20 protein-coding genes are annotated in these 18,354 nt (G+C 68.6%); 9 read left to right on the top strand and 11 right to left on the bottom strand.

Features of this window, described 5'->3' with window-relative positions; translation table 11 throughout:
- The first annotated feature begins 8 nt into the window (after positions 1–8).
- Complete coding sequence (gene flgH / locus ACSHZY_RS01660) at positions 9–740, top strand: flagellar basal body L-ring protein FlgH (protein WP_435164489.1); 732 nt, start codon at positions 9–11, stop codon at positions 738–740.
- Positions 740–1,192 carry a flagellar basal body-associated FliL family protein gene (locus ACSHZY_RS01655; protein ID WP_435164487.1) on the top strand — a complete coding sequence of 151 codons (453 nt, stop codon included), beginning with the start codon at positions 740–742 and terminating at the stop codon, positions 1,190–1,192. Before flgH ends, ACSHZY_RS01655 begins: the two co-directional genes overlap by 1 nt.
- On the opposite strand, the gene ACSHZY_RS01650 is transcribed toward ACSHZY_RS01655, so the two are convergent.
- The 10 genes from ACSHZY_RS01650 to ACSHZY_RS01605 all read right to left on the bottom strand — a co-directional run bounded on the left by ACSHZY_RS01650 (position 1,193) and on the right by ACSHZY_RS01605 (position 10,237).
- Positions 1,193–1,492: a hypothetical protein gene (locus ACSHZY_RS01650; RefSeq protein ID WP_435164485.1), complete on the bottom strand. Its 300-nt coding sequence runs from the start codon at positions 1,490–1,492 to the stop codon at positions 1,193–1,195. It abuts the gene before it with no gap.
- A complete protein-coding gene (flhB, locus tag ACSHZY_RS01645) occupies positions 1,489–2,562 on the bottom strand; it encodes a flagellar type III secretion system protein FlhB (protein WP_435164483.1) in 1,074 nt (357 codons plus the stop codon). The genes ACSHZY_RS01650 and flhB overlap by 4 nt, the downstream gene beginning before the upstream one ends.
- Positions 2,559–3,311, bottom strand: a complete 753-nt coding sequence (locus ACSHZY_RS01640; RefSeq protein ID WP_435164481.1) for a flagellar biosynthetic protein FliR — start codon at positions 3,309–3,311, stop codon at positions 2,559–2,561. The genes flhB and ACSHZY_RS01640 overlap by 4 nt, the downstream gene beginning before the upstream one ends.
- Positions 3,308–5,356, bottom strand: a complete 2,049-nt coding sequence (locus ACSHZY_RS01635; protein WP_435164479.1) for a flagellar biosynthesis protein FlhA — start codon at positions 5,354–5,356, stop codon at positions 3,308–3,310. Before ACSHZY_RS01635 ends, ACSHZY_RS01640 begins: the two co-directional genes overlap by 4 nt.
- A 1-nt stretch (position 5,357) precedes the next feature.
- Positions 5,358–6,008, bottom strand: coding sequence for a transglycosylase SLT domain-containing protein (locus ACSHZY_RS01630; protein ID WP_435164478.1), 651 nt, complete (start codon positions 6,006–6,008; stop codon positions 5,358–5,360).
- Between the two features lie 63 nt (positions 6,009–6,071).
- On the bottom strand, positions 6,072–8,042 hold the full coding sequence (locus tag ACSHZY_RS01625) for a hypothetical protein (RefSeq protein WP_435164476.1): 1,971 nt from the start codon (positions 8,040–8,042) through the stop codon (positions 6,072–6,074).
- A complete protein-coding gene (gene motA / locus ACSHZY_RS01620; protein WP_435164474.1) occupies positions 8,039–8,905 on the bottom strand; it encodes a flagellar motor stator protein MotA in 867 nt (288 codons plus the stop codon). Before motA ends, ACSHZY_RS01625 begins: the two co-directional genes overlap by 4 nt.
- Positions 8,906–8,908: 3 nt before the next feature.
- Positions 8,909–9,463, bottom strand: a complete 555-nt coding sequence (locus ACSHZY_RS01615; protein WP_435164472.1) for a MotE family protein — start codon at positions 9,461–9,463, stop codon at positions 8,909–8,911.
- Positions 9,460–9,759 (bottom strand): DUF6468 domain-containing protein, encoded by a 300-nt coding sequence (locus ACSHZY_RS01610; RefSeq protein WP_435164470.1) that lies wholly within the window; start codon positions 9,757–9,759, stop codon positions 9,460–9,462. The genes ACSHZY_RS01615 and ACSHZY_RS01610 overlap by 4 nt, the downstream gene beginning before the upstream one ends.
- A gap of 13 nt (positions 9,760–9,772) precedes the next feature.
- The gene (locus ACSHZY_RS01605) at positions 9,773–10,237 is read right to left on the bottom strand and encodes a flagellar basal body-associated FliL family protein (protein ID WP_435164468.1); all 465 of its coding nucleotides are present in this window, start codon (positions 10,235–10,237) and stop codon (positions 9,773–9,775) included.
- 131 nt (positions 10,238–10,368) lie between these two features.
- Here ACSHZY_RS01605 and fliF point away from each other — a divergent pair, with 131 nt between their 5' ends.
- The 7 genes from fliF to panC all read left to right on the top strand — a co-directional run bounded on the left by fliF (position 10,369) and on the right by panC (position 15,950).
- Positions 10,369–11,880 carry a flagellar basal-body MS-ring/collar protein FliF gene (gene fliF, locus ACSHZY_RS01600; RefSeq protein WP_435164466.1) on the top strand — a complete coding sequence of 504 codons (1,512 nt, stop codon included), beginning with the start codon at positions 10,369–10,371 and terminating at the stop codon, positions 11,878–11,880.
- Positions 11,877–12,452 carry a hypothetical protein gene (locus ACSHZY_RS01595; protein ID WP_435164464.1) on the top strand — a complete coding sequence of 192 codons (576 nt, stop codon included), beginning with the start codon at positions 11,877–11,879 and terminating at the stop codon, positions 12,450–12,452. The genes fliF and ACSHZY_RS01595 overlap by 4 nt, the downstream gene beginning before the upstream one ends.
- Entirely contained in the window at positions 12,445–12,702 is a 258-nt protein-coding gene (locus tag ACSHZY_RS01590; RefSeq protein WP_435164462.1) for a FliM/FliN family flagellar motor switch protein, read from the top strand. The genes ACSHZY_RS01595 and ACSHZY_RS01590 overlap by 8 nt, the downstream gene beginning before the upstream one ends.
- Positions 12,702–13,412 (top strand): flagellar type III secretion system pore protein FliP, encoded by a 711-nt coding sequence (gene fliP, locus ACSHZY_RS01585; protein WP_435165432.1) that lies wholly within the window; start codon positions 12,702–12,704, stop codon positions 13,410–13,412. The genes ACSHZY_RS01590 and fliP overlap by 1 nt, the downstream gene beginning before the upstream one ends.
- A gap of 150 nt (positions 13,413–13,562) precedes the next feature.
- Positions 13,563–14,243, top strand: a complete 681-nt coding sequence (locus ACSHZY_RS01580; protein ID WP_435165430.1) for a L,D-transpeptidase — start codon at positions 13,563–13,565, stop codon at positions 14,241–14,243.
- A gap of 61 nt (positions 14,244–14,304) precedes the next feature.
- The gene (panB, locus tag ACSHZY_RS01575) at positions 14,305–15,126 is read left to right on the top strand and encodes a 3-methyl-2-oxobutanoate hydroxymethyltransferase (RefSeq protein ID WP_435164460.1); all 822 of its coding nucleotides are present in this window, start codon (positions 14,305–14,307) and stop codon (positions 15,124–15,126) included.
- Complete coding sequence (gene panC, locus ACSHZY_RS01570; protein ID WP_435164458.1) at positions 15,123–15,950, top strand: pantoate--beta-alanine ligase; 828 nt, start codon at positions 15,123–15,125, stop codon at positions 15,948–15,950. Before panB ends, panC begins: the two co-directional genes overlap by 4 nt.
- 7 nt (positions 15,951–15,957) lie before the next feature.
- On the opposite strand, the gene pheT is transcribed toward panC, so the two are convergent.
- On the bottom strand, positions 15,958–18,354 hold the full coding sequence (gene pheT, locus ACSHZY_RS01565; RefSeq protein ID WP_435164456.1) for a phenylalanine--tRNA ligase subunit beta: 2,397 nt from the start codon (positions 18,352–18,354) through the stop codon (positions 15,958–15,960).

Below are 18,354 nucleotides of genomic sequence, written 5' to 3'. Positions count from 1 at the left end.
GAGAACCCATGCGCGCCGCCCTGATCACCCTGATTGCCCTGTCCACCGGCGTGTCCGCCTGTGGGCGCCTGTCCCAGGTGGGCAAGGCCCCCGACTTCGCCGCCCAGCAGGACAGCTACCAGTACCACGCCCTTTACGCGACGCCCCTGCCGGAATCGAGCCAGCAGGCCACGCCCGCGGCCACCTCCTCGCTCTGGACCGGGAACCGCACGGCGCTTCTCAGCGATCGGCGGGCGGAACACCGGGGCGACATCCTGACCGTCGTGATCGAGATCGACGACCGGGCCGAGATGTCGAACACCTCGGGCCGCACGCGCGAAGGCAGCGACAAGATGAAGGTGCCCTCGCTGTTGGGCATCCCGCAGCGGGTGGACCGCCACCTGCCGGACGGCGCGTCGATGGCCAATGCGGTCGACACCTCCTCCTCCTCCAGCTACGAGGGCGACGGTTCCACCAAGCGGAACGAGACGCTGGAGCTGCGCATCGCCGCCACCGTGGTGGAGGAACTGCCCAACGGCGTGCTGCGGATCGAGGGCCGGCAAGAGGTCCGGGTCAACTACGAACTGCGCGATCTGAAGGTCACGGGCTATGTACGCCCCGCTGACATCACCCGCCAGAACGAGGTGACCTATGACAAGATCGCGGGGGCCCAGATCTCCTATGGCGGGCGCGGGCAAATCACCGACGTGCAGCAGCCGCGCTATGGCCAGCAGGTCACCGACATCCTGATGCCGTTCTGATGAAGAAGATCCTTCTGCCCCTGATCCTGATCCTGGTGGGCGCCGGCGCCGGCGTCGGCGCGGGCCTGTTCCTGCACACCCCGGCCGAGCCGGAGGAAGACGCCCCGGTCGCCAAGGCCGAAGCGACTGACCACGATTACGTCAAGCTGAGCAACCAGTTCGTCATCCCCGTCGTGTCGGCAGGACGCGTCACCTCCATGGTCGTGCTGTCCTTCAGCCTGGAAGTGACCGTCGGCGGCACCGAGGCCGTCTTCGCGCGCGAACCCAAGCTGCGCGACAGCTTCCTTCAGGTCCTGTTCGACTTCGCCAACACCGGCGGCTTCCAGGGCAGCTTCACCGACGCCGACAACCTTGTCGTGCTGCGCCGGTCCCTGCTGGAAGCGGGGCAGCGCGTGCTGGGCGACATGCTCGGCGACGTGCTGATCGTGGACATCATGCGCCAGGACAGCTGATCACAGCTTCCGCAGCACCTGCGCCCGCCCGAAGGCCAGGCGGGCGCGGTCCTGCGCTTCCAGCCATTCCGCCGTCTGACGGGCCAGAGTCACGTTGATCTCGGCCCGCCGCGTGTCGGCCCATTGCTCATACCGCAGCGCGACACGGGCCGAGGCCGGATCCTCCACCATCATCGGCACCTGCAGCGTGTCCAGATGCCCGAGACTTTCGCGCCGCGCGCGGTCGGCGGCCTGAACCTCCGCCAGCTTGGCGTCCAGGATCAGGTTCGCGATCTTCTTCAACCGGTCGATGCGCTTCATCCGCGTTCCTTTGCCTTCTTGCGCATGGCGTCGGCGAAGCGGATCGCGGCGGCGACGGCACGGTAATGATCGGGATGGATGGTGTCCCCCACTTCCAGCGAGGCGTGGAGCGCGCGTGCCGCCGGCGGGTCGCGGTGGATCGGCACGCCGGCTTCGGCCGCGCGTTCGCGAATGCGGGCCGCCACTTCGTCCACGCCCTTGGCCACGCAGACCGGCGCGCGGCCCGCCGCACGGTCCCATTTCAGGGCGACGGCGTAATGGGTGGGGTTTACCAGCACGACATCGGCCTTGGGCACCTCGGCCAGCATCTTGTTCATCGCGATCTGCATCCCTCGCTGGCGGCGCTGGTGCTTCATGTGCGGGTCGCCTTCCGAGGACTTGTGCTCGTCCACCACCTCTTGCCGGGACATGCGGTTGCGTTTCGTGAACCGCATCCGCTGCCACAGGAAATCCGCCCCGCCGATCACAAGCGCCACGCCGAAGGCCAGACCCAGAAAGCGGGTCACGAGGCCCAGCATCACCGACATCGAGCCGGCAGGGTCCAGATACAGCATCCCCATGATCCGGTCGGACTCGCTTTGCAGGAACCAGACCAGAAGCGCCCCGACGACGATCATCTTTCCAAGGCTCTTGCCGAACTCGACCAGGCCTTCCGGGCCGAACTTGTGCTTGGCGTTGGACAGGGGGGACACGCGCGACGCTTTGGGCGCAAGGTTCTTCGGCGTCACCAGAAAGGCGCGCTGTACGACCAGCGATAGCACCGCCGCCACCATCGGCATCAGCAGGAACGGCCACATCGCCAACCCCAGTTGCAGGATCAGCCCGGCGATGGGGGCGCTGGCCCCCTGGGCCATCAGGGGGGCCAGACGGTCGGCCTGGTCCAGCAGCACCTTCGCCGCCTCGCCCGCCCGCTGAAGAGAGGCGGGCCCCGCCATGGCCGCCGCAAGAACGAAGCCGCCCAGCACCGCCGCCCAGGTCAGATCCTGCGATCGCGGGATGTCGCCCTCGGCCCGTGCGTCGTCCAGCTTCTGCTGGGTCGGGTCGTGTTCCTTTTCGGCATCCTCGCTCATCCGAGGGGACGCTCCAGCCAGCCGTTCAACGCGGTCAGCCAGACGGTCAGCACCAGGGGCGTCAGGATGGCCAGAAGGATCAGCACCCCCAGCCCGAGGGCGGGCGCGCCGATCATGGACACCATCAGCTGCGGCATGGCCCGGTTGATGATGCCGATGGCCACGTTGTAGATCAACGACCCGGCCACGAAGGGCGCGGCCAGCACGAAGGCCAGCCGGAAGGCGTGGGCCACTTGCGCCACCCCCCATTCCGCCATGGCGCCGGCATCGGGCAGCAGGCCTACGGGAAAGATGCGGTAGGACAGGATCAGGAACTCCGCCACCCGCAGGTGCAGGTCGGCCGCCATGGCGAGCGCCAGCCCCCCCATCGTCAGCAGGTGTCCGATGGCCGGCTGCGGTTCGCCCGCGCCCCCCAGGATCTGCGACAGGGAGGTGGCGTTCGCCATCATCGCCCCCGCCGTCTGCAGGGCCAGCACCAGAAGCCGCACGCCCAGTCCCAAGGCAAGGCCCACGATCACCTCGGCCCCGTAGCCGCCCGCCGTCAGAACCGGCACCTCCACGGTAGGGGCCACGACGCAGGTGAAGGCCAGCGCCAGCCCCAGCTTCACCCTTTGCGGGACCGAGGATTCGCCAAAGCCCGGCAACAGCGCCGCCACGGCCCCCAGGCGCAGGAAGATGGCAAAGCCGTGGCGCCACATCTCCTCGCCCTGTCCGGTCAGCTGGGTCAGGATCGCGAACAGGTGGGTCACACCGGCACCACCCCGATCATGGAGGGTTTGGCGTCGAGCCCGATCTCGTCATAGGACAGGACGGGCGCGCCAAGGCCCTTGGCGGCCACCACCGTCCGCAGGAACCGGCGCCGCAGGGTGGAGGTGACGATGGCGGGATGCGCCCCCATCTCGGCCGCCTTATTCAGCTGGTTGGCCAGGTTCACGGCCAGCCGGTTGAAGGTGTCGGGCGGCAGCGCCACGTCGCGCCCGCCGTCCATCGTGTGGCGGGCGAAGGTCGGCTCCCATTCTTGGGCCAGCTGGATCAGGGGGATCGTGCCGTCGCCGCGGCGCAGCTCCGCCACCATCTGGAAGCCGAGTCGCTGACGCACATGTTCCGTCACAGCCTCGGGCGCCCCGAGGCTGCGCCCTTCGGCGATCGCTTCCAGGATCAGGGGCAGGTTGCGGATCGACACCCGCTCCTCCAGCAGCAGGCGCAGGACGGACAGCAGCAGATCGACCGGCACCTTGTCGGGCACCAGTTCGTCCAGAAGGCGGCGGTTCGCGGCGGACCGGACGGGATCGGACAGGTTCGTGAATTCGTCCAGAAGGCGGCGCAGGCCCTTCAGCGTCAGAAGACGGCCCAGGTTGATCTTCAGCACTTCCAGCAGATGCGTGGCCAGAACCTCGGCCGGGCTGACGACGGTCATGCCGGCCAGGGCCGCATCCTCGTGCCGGTCGCGGGGGATCCAGCGGGCGGCGGCGCCATAAACGGGTTCGCGCACATCTTCCCCGTCCGGGGCGGGGACGCCGTCCACCAGCAGCACCAGCGCGCGGTCCGGCCGAAGGCGGTCGCGCGCGCGTTCCACGCCGTGCAGGCGGATGCGATAGGTGCCGGCGGGCAGGGAGGCTTCGTCCGTCAAACGCATCTCGGGCAGGATCAGGCCGAAGGCGCTGGCGATGTGGGTGCGCATGTTGGTGATGCGCGCGTCCAGCCCCGTGGCCGGGTCCAGCACCATCGGCACCAGGTCGGGCGCGAATTCGATATGGATGTCGTCGAAATCCAGGATGTCGCCCATGGAGCGTTGGGCGGGCGCCATCTCCACCTCTGCCACCGGCGCGTCCTTCCGGCGCCGCGCGCCGAACCACGCGCCGGCGGCCAACGCCGCCGCGGCGCAGATAAAGGGCAGGAACGGCATCCCCGGCACGATGGCGAACATCGCCATCAGCGCGGCCACGGTGCCCAGCGCGGCCGGATAGCGGCCCAGCTGTTCAAAGAAGGCCACGTCGGCCGTGCCCTTGGCGTCGCCCCGCGTCAGCAGAAGCGCCGTCGCGATGGAGATCAGGACCGCCGGGATCTGCCCCACCAGACCGTCGCCGACCGTCAGGATCGCATAGGTTTCGAACGCGCGGCCGACCGGCATGTCGTGCAGGAAGATGCCTGCGATCAGCCCCACGACGATGTTCAGGCCCGTGATCATCAGGCCCGCCACCGCGTCGCCCTTCACGAATTTCGACACACCGTCCAGCGCGCCGAAGAAATTCGTTTCGGCCAGTTCGCGCTCGCGTCGGGCCTTCGCCTCGGTGTGGTCGATGGCGCCGGCGGCCATGTCGGCGTCGATCGCCAGCTGCTTGCCCGGCATCCCGTCCAGCGCGAAGCGGGCTCCCACCTCGGCCATGCGGCCCGCGCCCTTGGTGATGACAATGAAGTTCACGATCAGCAGGACGCAGAAGATCACGATCCCCAGCAGGATGTTGCCGCCCATGATGAAATAGGCGAACTGCTCGATCACGTGGCCGGCGGCGTCGGTGCCGGTGTGCCCTTCGCCGATGATCAGCTTGGTGGAGCTGACGTTCAACGCCAGCCGCAGCACGAGCGAGGCCAGAAGGATCGTCGGAAAGGCCGAGAAATCCAGCGGTCGTTCGATGAACAGCGTCACCGTCAGCATCAGGATCGCCAGCGCGAACGAAACGGCAAGCCCCACGTCCAGCATCCAGGCGGGAACGGGAAGGACCATCATCACGATGACGGCGGTCAGCGCCAGCGCCAGCAGCACGGTCGGTTGGTAAAGGGAGCGGATCGTCATCTCAGTTTCCGATCAGTCGAAGGCCAAGCCCACCGGCGGGCACCAGCGATCCCGCGGTTCCCCGACCGCCGCGCAGAAGGGGAAAGCTGTTCACGCGGGCCTCGGCACGCGCCACCTGCGGGCTGTCCAGCCCTTCGCGCAGTTCCGCAAAGCGGGCGCTGTAGCGCTGGGCGTGTTCGGGCGTCAGCGAGTGGTAGGCGCCGGCGGCGCGGGTCCAGTCGCCCGTCTGGTCATACTGGCGGCGCAGGAAACGCGCGGCGTACAGGGCGTTCTCCACCGGGTCGAACATCATGCGCAGGTTGGGAAACCCGTCCGCGTGCCAGCGATGGTTCAGCTGGAAGCACCCGACGTCGAAGTTGCGCGCCCCTTGGGCAAGGGTGGAGGTGGCGAAGGCCATCGCCTCGGCTTCCGTCTGGAACCAGTGGCCTTCGCCGGCGCGGTTGATGGCCCAGGGCCATGGGCGCAGCGTGCCGTCGCGGCGGTGGCCGGTTTCCGTCAGCGTCAGCGCGCGCATCACGTCCAGCGGCACGCCTTCGCGGCGCGCCGCGACCTGCGCCGCCTGTTCGCACAGCAGGGCCGGATCGCGCGCGGCCAGCGCGGCCTGCGGAAGCAGCAGCATCACAAGGAAGCACAAGGCCTTCACGGGTTTCACCCAATCGTCGCGCGGCTTCGCCGCCTGTCCGGAACAGGTTAGAGCGGGAACCTTTCCAACCGGTTACCGAAGCGCCGTCGCGTTCAGCAGCGCTTCGATCCGTGCACGGGCGTCGGCCGCGTCGGTCACCAGCGCGCGCCCCTGCGCCAAGACCCCGGCGGGGGTGTCCGGTGCCGCGTCCAGAAGATTCTGCGCTTCCGTCACCCGGGGGGCGGCGGGGTCCGACAACTGCGCCTCGGCGGTTTTGCGGATGGCCTCCGGCTCCTCCCCCCCCAGCCCCGCGATCAGGCGCAGCGCTTCCCGCGCGTCCCGGCGGGCCATCTGGGCGCGGGCGGCGGACAGGCGTTCCGGCGGCATCACGGGATCGACCGGCAGCCAGCGCAGGGCGGGATCGGGCAGGCCCAGCGCGGTCAGCCGGTCGGCCAGCATCAGGCGCGTGGCCATCGGAAGGGTCGGGGGCACGGCGGCCTGCGGCAGAACCGCATGGCGCAAAAGCGTGTCCTCACCGCCCGTGCGGGCCAGCCAGTCCCACAGTTCGGGTTCTGCCTTCGGGGCCTTGGGCAGTTCGGCAAAGGCGTCGTCAAAACGGGTGACGGAGGCGAGGCCCAGTGTCACCAGGCGCCGCAGATGCGCTTCCTCCTCCCCTCCGGTCCGTTCCTTCAGCAGGGCCTGAAGGGCCACCAGCGTGCCTTCGTCCAGCGCTTCCTTTCCCGTCAGGCGGCGGTCGGCCAGCGCGATCAGCGCCTCATCCGCGCTGTGGCCGCCATCGGACACGATCTCGGCCAGCTTCGCACCATCGTCCTGCGCCTGACGCGCCACCAGAAGGCGGGTGGCGGGATCGGGATCGGGTTCGGCCCGCAGCACCGCATCGCGCGCGATCCCGGCCGAGGTGGCGTCGCCCCGCTGCGTGAACCGCTCCACCAGCTGGGGCGCAAGATCACGGCGGAGATGCTGCGGCAGCGCGACAAAGGCCTGAAGGGCGGCGCCGGTGTTTTCGGGCTGGCCCACAAGGGCTTGTGGCAGCGACAGGATGCCCCACAGCGCGGCCGCCCCGTCGCAGCCGGCCATCGGCTGCAGCAGGGGGTCGGTCACGGGTTCGTCGTCCAGGATCCGGGCGATGGCATCGAACAGGCGGCGATCCTCGGGATCGACCGCGTAGACGGTGGAGATCTGGCGTGCTTCGGCGCCGAACCCCAGGAAAAGGTAATAGCGCACGGCCCGCTCCACCGCCTCGGCGTCCGGAACGTCGAACTCCCCCTCCAGCCCGGCGCGGGCCGACCCAAAGGCTTGCGCCACCGGCAGATCGCTCCCCCAAGAGGCAAGGTCCAGCCGGTCATCGGACATGCAGGTGCGCCCTTCGGCCGTCAGGGGCGTGTCGGGGTCTTCGATGAAGCCCGGCTCCTCCTGCATGCGGATCTGGGGCGGCAAGGGGCCGGAAGCGGGGCGGGGCGGAAGGGTTTCCACCATCTCCACCACGCCGCGGGACGCGCCATCGGCCAGCTGCCGCAGAACCGCGTCGCGGAACGGGTCCAGCGCGGGAGAGATCGGGACATCCACCGGAACGCGGGGCATGCGTGTCCAGTCGTAGCCGGCGGCGGCTTGGGGGGCTTCCGGCAGGTCTGGCCGCGTGCGCGGGCGCGGCGGCGCCAGGGCCAGACGTTCCTCGAACGGGGAACCGGCGGGGGCGGGGCCGTCCTTCACGTCGATCACCACGGTGCCGCGACCCGCTTCGAACGCGATCGCGTGACAGGTCCCGCATGCAAGCGAAAGGTGCAGGCGGCCTTTCTCGGCCTTCAGGCCGGCAATGCGGTCGCGCCCGATGGCCGTCCAGATGCGGGACAGGTTCAGGTCGACCTCGGCCGGCAGTGTCAGCACATAGCCCCCGTCGCCGCGCCCGAACTGCCACGGACGCGGGTCGGGCAGATTGAAGGCCAGCCGGGAGTAGCCGGGATGGGCGCCGGACCGGACGGTGACCGTTTGTGCCGCAACGCCGGAGGCGGCCAGGCAGAAGGCGGCGGCCAGAAGATATTTCATGCCGCCTCTTTCAGGCTGCGCAGCGCGGCGTCCAGATCGTTGAAGCCGGGACGGAAATGATGCGGTGCGTTCTGGCGGCCCACCTCGATGCAGATGTTGGCGGGATGGGCGTGCAGGTTGGCCACCAGAACCTCGCGGATGAGAGCATAGAAGTGGCCGTCCTCCTCGGCCACGGTCTTCAGGCGGGTGGCGAAGGGACCCACGAGGCCATAGGCCAGAAACACGCCCAGAAAGGTGCCGACCAGGGCGCCGCCGATCATGCCGCCCAGAATCTCGGGCGGTTGGTCGATGGAGCCCATGGTCTTGATCACCCCCAGGACGGCCGCCACGATCCCCAGGGCAGGCAGTGCGTCGGCCATGGTCTGAAGCGCGTGGCTGGTGATCTGTGCGTGATGGGCGTTCGCCTCCATCCGCTTTTCCAGCACCTCCTCCACCTGATGGGGGTCGTCATAGTTCATGGAGGCTGCGCGCAGCGTGTCGCAGATCAGGTCCACCGCCTCGTGGTCCTTCTGGATGCGGGGATAGCGGCCGAAAACGGTCGATTCGGCCGGATTCTCGATATGCTCCTCCAGCGCGATGGGGTTGGCGCGGGCGATGCGGATCAGTTCGAACAGCAGGCACAGCAGGTCCTGATAGTCGGCGGGCTTCCAGTGCGCTCCCTTGAACACCTTTTTCACGTCGCGCAGCGTCGCCTTCACCGTTGCCATGTCGTTGCCCAGAAGGAAGGCGCCGATGGCCGCCCCGCCGATCATCGCCATTTCATAGGGAAGGGAATGGAGGATGACGCCCATCTTGCCCCCGGCGACCACGTAGCCGCCGAAGACCATCACGAAGATCACCGCGATTCCGACAATACCCAGCATCCGCTATTCCTTCGGGACAAGTGCGTTGCGCCCGGCCAGCAGCAGGCTGATGGCATAGGCGGTGTCCGAGGGCATGCCGGCCATGACGGCGCCCGCAGCCTCGGGTTTCATGCGGCCGACAAAGCCGGCGGCGAAGTCGGGTTCCATCTGCGTGAACAGCGCGGCGGCGTCCTTGGGCTTCATCGCCTCGTACACCGCCGTCAGCCGCGCCAGATCGTTTTCGGACGCCCCGTCGGCGCGGGCCAGCGTGTCGGACAGCCGCGCCTCGGCGGCGGAAAGTTCGGCCAGACGTGCGTCGATCGCCTGCGCCGCCAGCTCCAGCGCGGCGCGGCGTTCGGCCAGCGCCGCTTCCTGCGTGACGATCTGCGCCTCGCGCTGGCGCAGCGCCTCGGCCAGCGCGGCGGGGGGCGGGGGGCAGACAAGTGGGGTGGCCGCCGCACTGGCCGGCGCGGGGTCCGGCACGCGCGCCAGGGCCGAGCCGACGCCCGATCCCAGCCGCATCGCCCCCGCCGAGGCCAGCAGCAACGCCGTGATGACCAGTGCGCGGCCGCGTGTCATCGCGCCGCTTCCTTCGGAAGGTCGTGGAGCGAGGCCAGAAGCAGTTCCAGCCGCTTGGCCGCCGCTTCGGCGCGGGCCACCCGCTCCTCCAGCCGGTCGGCCGAATCGCCGGCGGTGGTCTGGGCCATGTCCAGGGCGCGCGTCATGTCGTCCACCTGCTGGGACAGCACGGCGATCGCGCCGCCCATGCCGCCTTCCAGCCGTGCGAAGGCCCGCAGCCGGCGCCCGAGCATGTGACAATAGAAGGCCGCCCCGAAGGCCCCGGCCGCCAGCACGATGTCCGCGATCACATCCATCGCCGAATCCCCTTCAGTTCAAAACGAATTCGGTGACGAGGAGATCGCGCACGCGCCCCTCGCCGGTGACGATCTGGATGCGGCGGAGCATCTGCGCCCGCAGCCGCACCAGATGCGCGGGGTTGTCCAGATCGTTGACCGATACCGCGCGCAGATAGCCGTTCAGCACGTCGAGGATGCGCGGCTTCAGCAGGTCCACCTCGGCCTGGTGTTCGGGCGCCACCTCCAGTTGTGCGGCGAAGCGCAGGTGTTGGCGGCTGTCGGCCTGGCCCAGCGACACGACCATCGGATCCAGCGCCACGAAAGCCACGGGCGGCAGTTCGGCCACCGATTCGTGCTTGCCGGGCAGGGCCAGAAGCCCCGAATACGCGGCATAGAATCCGCCGCCCCCCAGCATCAGCGCCACCACCGCCCCCAGGATCAGGGGCAGGCGCGAGGGCTTTGCCGGTGCGTCCTGCTGAACTGCCATATCCGCCATGTTCTTCTCCGCCTTTCTGCGTCGAGGGGGTTATAGGCGGCATTCCACTAACCGATTGTTAAGTCCGATGCGGCACACAGGACCCAAGGGCAGAAGCCCGTGAAGGCGCTGGAAAGACAAGGTGTTGCGACATGCAGAACGTGCTGTCCCTGTGGAAGGCCATGACCCTTGCACGCAAGGCGGTGGTGGTGGGGGCGACCATGGCGATGTTCGCCGCGATCCTGATCCTGTCCCGGGTGGCCACCACGCCGGAGATGGGTCTTCTTTATTCGGGTCTGGACCCCCAATCGGCCGGAGAGGTCGTGACCGCCCTGGAACAGCAGGGCGTGGCCTATGTGATCGAGGGGGATTCGATCCGCGTGGACGTGACGCAGCGCGACCGGCTGCGGATGATGCTGGCGGGGCAGGGCCTGCCCGATTCCGGCGCCGCGGGGTATGAGATCCTGGACGGGCTGTCGGGCTTCGGCACCACCTCGCAGATGTTTGACGCGGCCTATCTGCGCGCCAAGGAAGGGGAGCTGGCCCGCACCATCCTGGCCATGCCCGAGGTGAAGTCCGCCCGCGTCCACATCGCGGCGGAAAACGGACAGGTCTTCCGGCGCGAGATGACTCCGACGGCCAGCGTGACGCTGACGGCCAGCCGTGCGGGCCTGACGCCCGCGCAGGCCAAGGCGGTGCAGTCGCTGGTCGCGGGCGCCGTGTCCGGCATGCGGGTGGAGGATGTGGCTGTCATCGACAGTCAGCGCGGGCTGATCGACACCAACGCCACGCCCCCCGCCACCGACCGCGCCGAGCAGTTGCGCCAGAACGTCGAACGCCTACTGGCGGCGCGCGTGGGCACGGGCCATTCCGTCGTGGAGGTCGCGGTGGAGCTGGAGACCGAGCGCGAACAGATCATGGAGCGGCGATTCGATCCGCAGGGCCGCGTTCCCGTCAGCCAGGAAACCGTGGAAAAGACCGCCAGCGATACGCGGCCTTCGGGCGCGGTGACCGTGGCCTCGAACCTGCCCGACGGCGATGCCGCGGAAGAGGGCGGGGAAGGGCGCAGCTCCAATTCGGAAACGCATGAAACGGTGAATTACGAAGTGTCGGAAACGCAGCGCGACCTGCTGCGCCAGCCCGGCGACATCCGCAAGATCAGCGTGGCCGTTCTGGTGGACGGGATGCGGACCGACGACGGCTGGACCCCGCGCCCCGAGGAGGAGATGCAGGCGCTGCGCGACCTCGTCGCATCGGCCGTGGGGCTGGACGAAGGGCGGGGGGACGCGCTGACGATCCGCAGCCTGCAGTTCGACGCCAGCGCCACGCCGGAAGGCACCTTGGCCGAGGCGGGGATGCTGTCATCGCTGGGTAAGCTCAACCTCATGCAGATCGTGCAGATCGGGGTGCTGGCGCTGGTGGCGCTGATCCTGGGCCTGTTCGTGGTCCGCCCGATCCTGACGCGCCAGCCCGAGCCGCTGGCGATCGAACCGCCGCTGCTGGCGCTGCCCGGCACCGCGCCCCTGCAAGGGGAGATCACGGAGGCCGAGGCCGTGGAGGAAGCGCCCGATCCCGTTGCCCGCCTGCGCCGCCTGATCGAGGCGCGGCAGGTCGAATCGGTGGAGGTCCTGCGGGGCTGGATGGACAAGGAGGAACGCGCATGATCCCCCTGCGGCTTGAATCCTTTGATGAAACCGAGGTTCTTCTGACGGACGCGGCCGAACTGGACGAGATCCGGCGCCTGGCCCGTGCCGAAGGGCGCGCCGAGGCCGAGGCGGAACAGGCGGCCGCAACTCGCCGCGCCGAACTGGATCTGGCCGAAACCCTGTCGCGCAGCCTGCAGGACATGGCCTTCGCCTGGAACGGCGCGCGGGAGGAGATGCTGGCCGAACTCGATCCGCTGCTGCGCCAGATCCTGGGGGCGGTTCTGCCGGCCGCCGCCATGGCGGCGCTGGGCCCCCTGGTGGCCGAGGCCGTGGCGCCCTTGGCCGCGACCGCCACCGCGCGTCCCCTTCGGCTGGTGCTGCACCCGGAGGATATGGCCGCCCTGCGCCCGCACCTGCCCGCCCCGACCTTCCCCCTGATCATCGACAGCGATCCGCAGGCCCCGCGTGGTGCCGTCCGGGTGCTGGGGGGTGCCGCCGAAACACGCGTCGACCCTTCGGCCGCCGTAACGGAGATCCTGTCGGCGCTGGACGATCTTTTCACCCTGAACCAGGAACTTCGCCATGGATGACAGCCCGTTTTCCCACGTCCCGATCGAGATCACCGTCTCGGTCGGCAAGGCCCGCCCGCAGGTGCGGGAGCTTCTGAAAATGCAGCGCGACGCCGTGCTGACCCTGGATCGTCGGGTGGAAGACCCGGTGGAGCTGTATGTCGGCGATCGGCTGATCGCGCGCGGCGTGCTGCAGGAAGGCGAAGGCGATCAGGCCGGCCAGTTGGCCGTGCGCCTGACCGAAGTGGCCAGTGGCGGGGGCACGCTGTGATCCGCCTTGCGCTGCTGCTGGTCCTGCTGGCGGGTCCGGCCGCGGCGCAGCAGCTGACCCTCGACATGGGGGCGGGGGGCGAATCGCTGACAGGGCGCACGGTCCAGCTGATCGCACTGGTTACGGTGCTGAGCCTGGTGCCCGGCATCGCCATCATGGTCACGTGCTTTCCCTTCATCGTGACGGTGCTGTCGATCTTGCGTCAGGCCATCGGATTGCAGCAGGCACCGCCGAACATGCTGATGATCAGCCTGGCGCTGTTCCTGACTTGGTTCGTGATGGACCCGGTGCTGACCGAGGCCTGGGTGAACGGGGTGCAACCGCTGACCGAAGGGCGGAGCGATCTTCAGACGGCCTGGCCCGCCATCACCGGCCCGTTCCGCGCCTTCATGCAGGCGCGTCTGGATCCCGACGCCTATCAGGCCCTTGCGGCGCTGCGCGAAGGCCCTGTGCCGGCCTTGCCAGACGCGCCGCTGTCCGTTCTCGTGCCGTCCTTCATGCTGTCGGAAATCCAGCGCGCGTTCGAAACGGGGTTCCTGCTGTTTCTGCCGTTCCTGGTGATCGATCTGGTCGTCTCGGCCGTGCTGATGTCGATGGGGATGATGATGGTGCCGCCGGCCGTCGTGTCCCTGCCGTTCAAGCTTGCCTTCTTCGTGGTGGCGGACGGATGGTCGCTGGTGGCGGCGGCGCTGGTGCGCAGCTATTCCTGAAGGGTGGCTTTCGGGCCACGCCTTGGGCCCAAAGGGCACAAGACGGGTTGACCTCCGGCCCCCCCGGCGCAGTTTGCCCCCCTGAGAATACGAGAATGGGGAAATAAACCGGTGCGTCTCAAGATCCGCCATGTCGCTGTCATCCTGTCGATGGCGCTGCTGTCCGCCTGTGCCTCCACGCCGCCCCAGGCGACGCGTCCGGCCGTCCACCCTGACTATGCCCCCGTGCAGGACGGGGACATCCTGATCCCCGCCGTGGACACGCGCCTGCTGAACGAGGAGAAGGTGCGCCAGGAAGTGGCCTATACCGGGCCCGAAGCGGCCAACACTATCGTCGTCGATCCGTTCGCGCGCCGCCTGTACTACGTTTTGGGGAACGGCCGGGCGATGCGCTATGCCGTGGGCGTCGGTCCCGAAGGCAAGGCCTTCCGCGGCAACGCCACGATCGGCATGAAACGCCAGTGGCCGAACTGGACCCCGACGCGCAACATGATCCGCACCCAGCCGGAGCTTTATGCCGAATACGCGGGCGGTCTGCCGGGCGGTCTGGAAAACCCGCTGGGCGCACGGGCGCTGTATCTTTATCGCAACGGCCGCGACACCTATTACCGGATCCACGGCACGATCGACAACCGTTCCATCGGGCGGGCGACGTCGGCCGGATGCATCCGCCTGTTCAACCAGGACATCATCGACCTGTACAACCGGGTGGAAACGGGCGCCCGCGTCAAGGTGCGGACCGAGGCGGAAAGCCTGAACTACGAAGGCCGCTGGGTTGAGGATGCGGATGGCGACATCGAACCCGTGCCGCAACTGGCCCTGGCCGGCTGAGGCTGGCATCCCGGGAACCGCGCCGTTATAACCCTACCCGCACAACCATCGGGGAGGCCACATGAGCGCGAATGTCCAGATCCGGAGCCTGACGGCTTCGGACATCCGGGGGCGCAAGGGTGCCAAGCCCGTTGTCTGCCTGACCGCCTACACCACGCCCATGGCGAAACTGGTCGACGCGCATTGCGATCTGGCGCTGGTGGGTGACAGCCTTGGCATGGTGCTGCACGGCCTGCCGTCCACCCTTGGCGTCACGATGGAGATGATGATCCTGCACGGGCAGGCGGTGATGCGCGGGCTGTCCCGCGCGTTGTGCGTGATCGACATGCCCTTCGGCAGCTATGAGGAAAGCCCCGAACAGGCCTTCCGCAACGCTTCGCGCCTGCTGCGTGAAACGGGGGCTGCGGCGGTGAAGCTGGAAGGCGGCGTGTCCATGGCCGACACCGTGGCCTTCCTGACCGCGCGCGGGGTGCCGGTGATGGGCCATGTGGGCCTGACCCCGCAGGCGGTGAACACCCTGGGCGGCTACAAGGTGCAGGGGCGCGACGCCGATGGCGACCGCGTTCTGGCCGACACCGTGGCCGTGGCCGAGGCGGGGGCCTTCGCGGTGGTTCTGGAAAAGGTGCCGCAGGGCCTTGCGCGCCGCATCACCGAAGCCGTGGCCGTGCCAACCGTCGGCATCGGCGCGGGACCGGACTGCGACGGGCAGATCCTGGTCGTGGACGACATGCTGGGCCTGTTCGCGGATTTCCGTCCGAAATTCGTCAAACGTTATGCCAATCTGGCGGGCGACGCCGATCAGGCCATCGCTTCCTATGCCGCCGAAGTGCGCGCCCGCACCTTCCCCGCCGCCGAACATTCCTTTGCGGACAGCGTGAAATGATCGTCCGGACCGTGGCGGATCTGCGTGCGTTGGTCGCGGGCTGGAAGGCGGATGGCGCGACGGTGGGGCTGGTTCCCACGATGGGCGCGCTGCACGAAGGACATCTGAGCCTTGTGGACCGGGCCCGCGCCGACTGCGGGCGGGTGATCGTGTCGATCTTCGTCAACCCCAAGCAGTTCAACAACCCCGAGGATCTGGAGAAATATCCCCGGGACGAGGCGCGGGACGTGGCGCTGCTGGACGGCGTGGACGCCGTGTTCCTGCCCACGGTCGAGGAGATGTATCCTGCGGGCTTCGCCTCCTCCCTGCATGTGGACCGGCTGGGCGACCGACTGGAAGGCACGCACCGGCCGGGACATTTCGACGGGATGGCGACGGTGGTGTTGAAGCTGTTCACCATGTCGCAGGCCGACGTCGCCTTCTTTGGCGAAAAGGACTGGCAGCAGCTTCAGATCGTGCGCCGCTTCGTGACCGACCTGAACCTGCCGATCCGCATCGAAGGCTGCCCGACGATGCGCGAGGCCGACGGCCTTGCCATGTCCTCGCGCAACCGCCGTCTGGGGACGGGCGCGCGGGCCGAGGCCGTGGCGATGCACGAGGCGCTTCAGCACGCCGCACGGGCGGTCCGGCAAGGTGGGGAGGCCGCGACGGTTCTGCACAATGCCACGCAAGCACTGCGGGCGGCGGGCTTCGCATCCGTCGATTACGTGGAGCTGTGCGACGCCGAAACGCTGGAGCCGGTCGGGACCCTGTCCCGTCCGGCCCGTCTGCTGGCGGCGGCGTCGATCGACGGCGTGCGCCTGATCGACAACATCGCCGTCTGAAAGGGCCTCAGGCGCGCAGGGTCGCGCCCGAGGCCTTGGTCACCTTTTCGATGATCTTGGCGCTGACCGCCTCAATGTCCTTGTCGGTCAGCGTCTTTTCGGTCGGTTGCAGACGCACGGTCAGGGCGATGGACTTCTTGCCCGCGCCCATCTGCGCCTCGGCCTTGTCGCCGGTGAATTGATCGAACACGCGCACGCTTTCGATCAGCGCCTTGTCGGCCCCGGCGGCGGCGTTCACCAGCGTCAGCGCCTCGGTCCGGGCGTCCACCACGAAGGCGAAGTCGCGATCCACCGCCTGCAGGTCCGACAGCTTCAGTGCGGGGCGCGTGGGCGTCTTCACCTTGGGGTAGGGGATGGCCGCCACGTGGATCGTGAAGGCCAGCGCCGGCCCCTTGACGTCCAGCGCCTGCAGGATGCGGGGATGCACTTCCCCGAACGTGGCAAGGGCGTTGGGGCCAAGGCCGATCACGCCCGAACGGCCCGGATGCCACCACGATCCCACCTTGCGGGTGATCTGCACCTTCGCGGGCGCGCCAAGGGCGGCCAGCACCGCCTCGGCGTCGGCCTTGGCGTCGAACACGTCCACCGCGCGGTGCGAGGCGAAGGGATCGCGCGCGGCCGAGGCACCGACCAGAAGGCCCGTGGCGTGCAGCACCTGTTCACCCGGCTCACCGCCGGTGAAGGCGGGGCCGACCTCGAACAGGGCCAGATCCATGAAGCCGCGCGCCTGATTGCGCGCCGCGGCCCGCAGAAGGCCGGGCAGCAGGTCGGGCCGCAGATGCGTCATTTCGGAACTGATGGGATTTTCCACCCGCACGGCGTCCGCGCCGCCGCCGAACAGCGCCGCATCCCCGGCATTGATGAAGCTGTAGGTGACGCATTCGTTGTAGCCGAGCGAGGCCAGCGTCCGCCGCGCCATCTTCTCGCGCTGTTGCAGCGGGGTCAGGATCGGCAGCGGCACACCGGCAGCGCTGCGGGGCAGCGGCTTGCCCTCCAGCTTCGTCAGCGAGGCAACGCGGGCGATCTCCTCGACCAGATCCGCCTCTCCCAGCACGTCAGGGCGCCAGGTGGGGACATGGGCCATGTCGCCCTCCAGCCGGAAGCCAAGGGCTTCCAGCGTGGCGCGCTGTTCGGCGGCCGGAATCTCCATCCCCACCAGCGACACGACGCGGTCGGTGTCCAGACGGTAGGCACGGGCGGTGTCGGGCACGGCGCCTGCGACCTGTACCTCCGACGCCTCCCCCCCGCACAGGTCGAGGATCATGCGCGTGGCCAGTTCCATCCCGTCCACCGTGAAGGCGGGGTCGATGCCGCGTTCGAAACGGTAGCGCGCGTCGGAGTTGATCTTCAGCGCGCGGCCGGTGGTGGCCGTGGTGATCGGGTCGAAATACGCGGCCTCCAGATAGACGTCCGTGGTCGCGTCGTCGCAGCCCGACACCTCGCCGCCCATGATGCCGCCAAGGGATTCGACGCCGTTGTCATCGGCGATTACCACCATGCCGGGGCGCAGGGCATAGGTCTTGCCGTCCAGCGCCAGCAGTTCCTCGCCCTTCTTCGCCTCGCGCACCACCAGATGGCCCTGCACCTTGGCCGCGTCGAAGACGTGCAGCGGGCGGTTCAGATCGAAGGTGAACAGGTTGGTGATGTCCACGAGCGCCGAGATCGGACGCAGCCCGATCGCCTTCAGCCGCTGTTGCAGCCAGTCGGGGGAAGGGCCGTTCGTCACGCCGCGGATCACGCGGCCGGCGAACAGCGGGCAAGCCGCCGTTTCCAGACGCAGCGTGATCGGATTGGGGAAGGTGCCCGGCAAGGGTTCGACGGTCAGCGGCTTCAGCGTGCCAAGGCCGCGGGCCGCCAGATCGCGCGCGATGCCGCGCACGCCAAGCGCGTCGGGGCGGTTCGGCGTGATCTTGATGTGGATCATCGGATCGACCGCGCCGGGACGGTTCTCGGCCAGCCAGTCGACGAAACGCTCTCCGACCTCGCCCGAGGGCAGTTCGATGATGCCGTCATGCTCCTCCGACAGCTCCAGCTCCCGCTCCGACGCCATCATGCCGTGGGATTCGACGCCGCGGATCTTGCCCACGCCCAGCGTGGTGTCGATGCCGGGGACATAGTCGCCGGGCTTGCACAGGACGACCGTGATGCCGGTCCGGGCGTTCGGGGCGCCGCAGACGATCTGCTTTTCGCCCTCGTCCGTCAGGACGCGGCAGACACGCAGGCGGTCGGCGTCGGGATGCTGTTCGGCGTGCAGGACCTTCGCCAGCGTGAAGCTTTTCAGCTTCGAGGCGGGGTCCGCGATGCCTTCCACCTCCAGCCCCAGATCAGTCAGGGCATAGGCGATGTCGTCCAGGCTGGCGGCCGTGTCGAGATGGGTCTTGAGCCAGGAGAGGGTGAATTTCAT

This window comes from Falsirhodobacter sp. 1013 (genome assembly GCF_051195255.1).
In the GTDB taxonomy this organism is placed as follows: Bacteria; Pseudomonadota; Alphaproteobacteria; order Rhodobacterales; family Rhodobacteraceae; genus Falsirhodobacter.
This window is presented reverse-complemented; position numbering and strand designations above follow the sequence as displayed.

Excerpts from the sequence above, each read along its gene's own strand:
- flgH (WP_435164489.1), top strand. The coding sequence starts at position 9 with ATGCGCGCCGCCCTGATCACCCTGATTGCCCTGTCCACCGGCGTGTCC.
- ACSHZY_RS01655 (WP_435164487.1), top strand. The coding sequence starts at position 740 with ATGAAGAAGATCCTTCTGCCCCTGATCCTGATCCTGGTGGGCGCCGGC.
- ACSHZY_RS01650 (WP_435164485.1), bottom strand. The coding sequence starts at position 1,492 with ATGAAGCGCATCGACCGGTTGAAGAAGATCGCGAACCTGATCCTGGAC.
- flhB (WP_435164483.1), bottom strand. The coding sequence starts at position 2,562 with ATGAGCGAGGATGCCGAAAAGGAACACGACCCGACCCAGCAGAAGCTG.
- ACSHZY_RS01635 (WP_435164479.1), bottom strand. The coding sequence starts at position 5,356 with ATGACGATCCGCTCCCTTTACCAACCGACCGTGCTGCTGGCGCTGGCG.
- ACSHZY_RS01625 (WP_435164476.1), bottom strand. The coding sequence starts at position 8,042 with ATGAAATATCTTCTGGCCGCCGCCTTCTGCCTGGCCGCCTCCGGCGTT.
- motA (WP_435164474.1), bottom strand. The coding sequence starts at position 8,905 with ATGCTGGGTATTGTCGGAATCGCGGTGATCTTCGTGATGGTCTTCGGC.
- ACSHZY_RS01615 (WP_435164472.1), bottom strand. The coding sequence starts at position 9,463 with ATGACACGCGGCCGCGCACTGGTCATCACGGCGTTGCTGCTGGCCTCG.
- ACSHZY_RS01610 (WP_435164470.1), bottom strand. The coding sequence starts at position 9,759 with ATGGATGTGATCGCGGACATCGTGCTGGCGGCCGGGGCCTTCGGGGCG.
- ACSHZY_RS01605 (WP_435164468.1), bottom strand. The coding sequence starts at position 10,237 with ATGGCGGATATGGCAGTTCAGCAGGACGCACCGGCAAAGCCCTCGCGC.
- fliF (WP_435164466.1), top strand. The coding sequence starts at position 10,369 with ATGCAGAACGTGCTGTCCCTGTGGAAGGCCATGACCCTTGCACGCAAG.
- ACSHZY_RS01595 (WP_435164464.1), top strand. The coding sequence starts at position 11,877 with ATGATCCCCCTGCGGCTTGAATCCTTTGATGAAACCGAGGTTCTTCTG.
- ACSHZY_RS01590 (WP_435164462.1), top strand. The coding sequence starts at position 12,445 with ATGGATGACAGCCCGTTTTCCCACGTCCCGATCGAGATCACCGTCTCG.
- ACSHZY_RS01580 (WP_435165430.1), top strand. The coding sequence starts at position 13,563 with ATGGCGCTGCTGTCCGCCTGTGCCTCCACGCCGCCCCAGGCGACGCGT.
- panB (WP_435164460.1), top strand. The coding sequence starts at position 14,305 with ATGAGCGCGAATGTCCAGATCCGGAGCCTGACGGCTTCGGACATCCGG.
- panC (WP_435164458.1), top strand. The coding sequence starts at position 15,123 with ATGATCGTCCGGACCGTGGCGGATCTGCGTGCGTTGGTCGCGGGCTGG.
- pheT (WP_435164456.1), bottom strand. The coding sequence starts at position 18,354 with ATGAAATTCACCCTCTCCTGGCTCAAGACCCATCTCGACACGGCCGCC.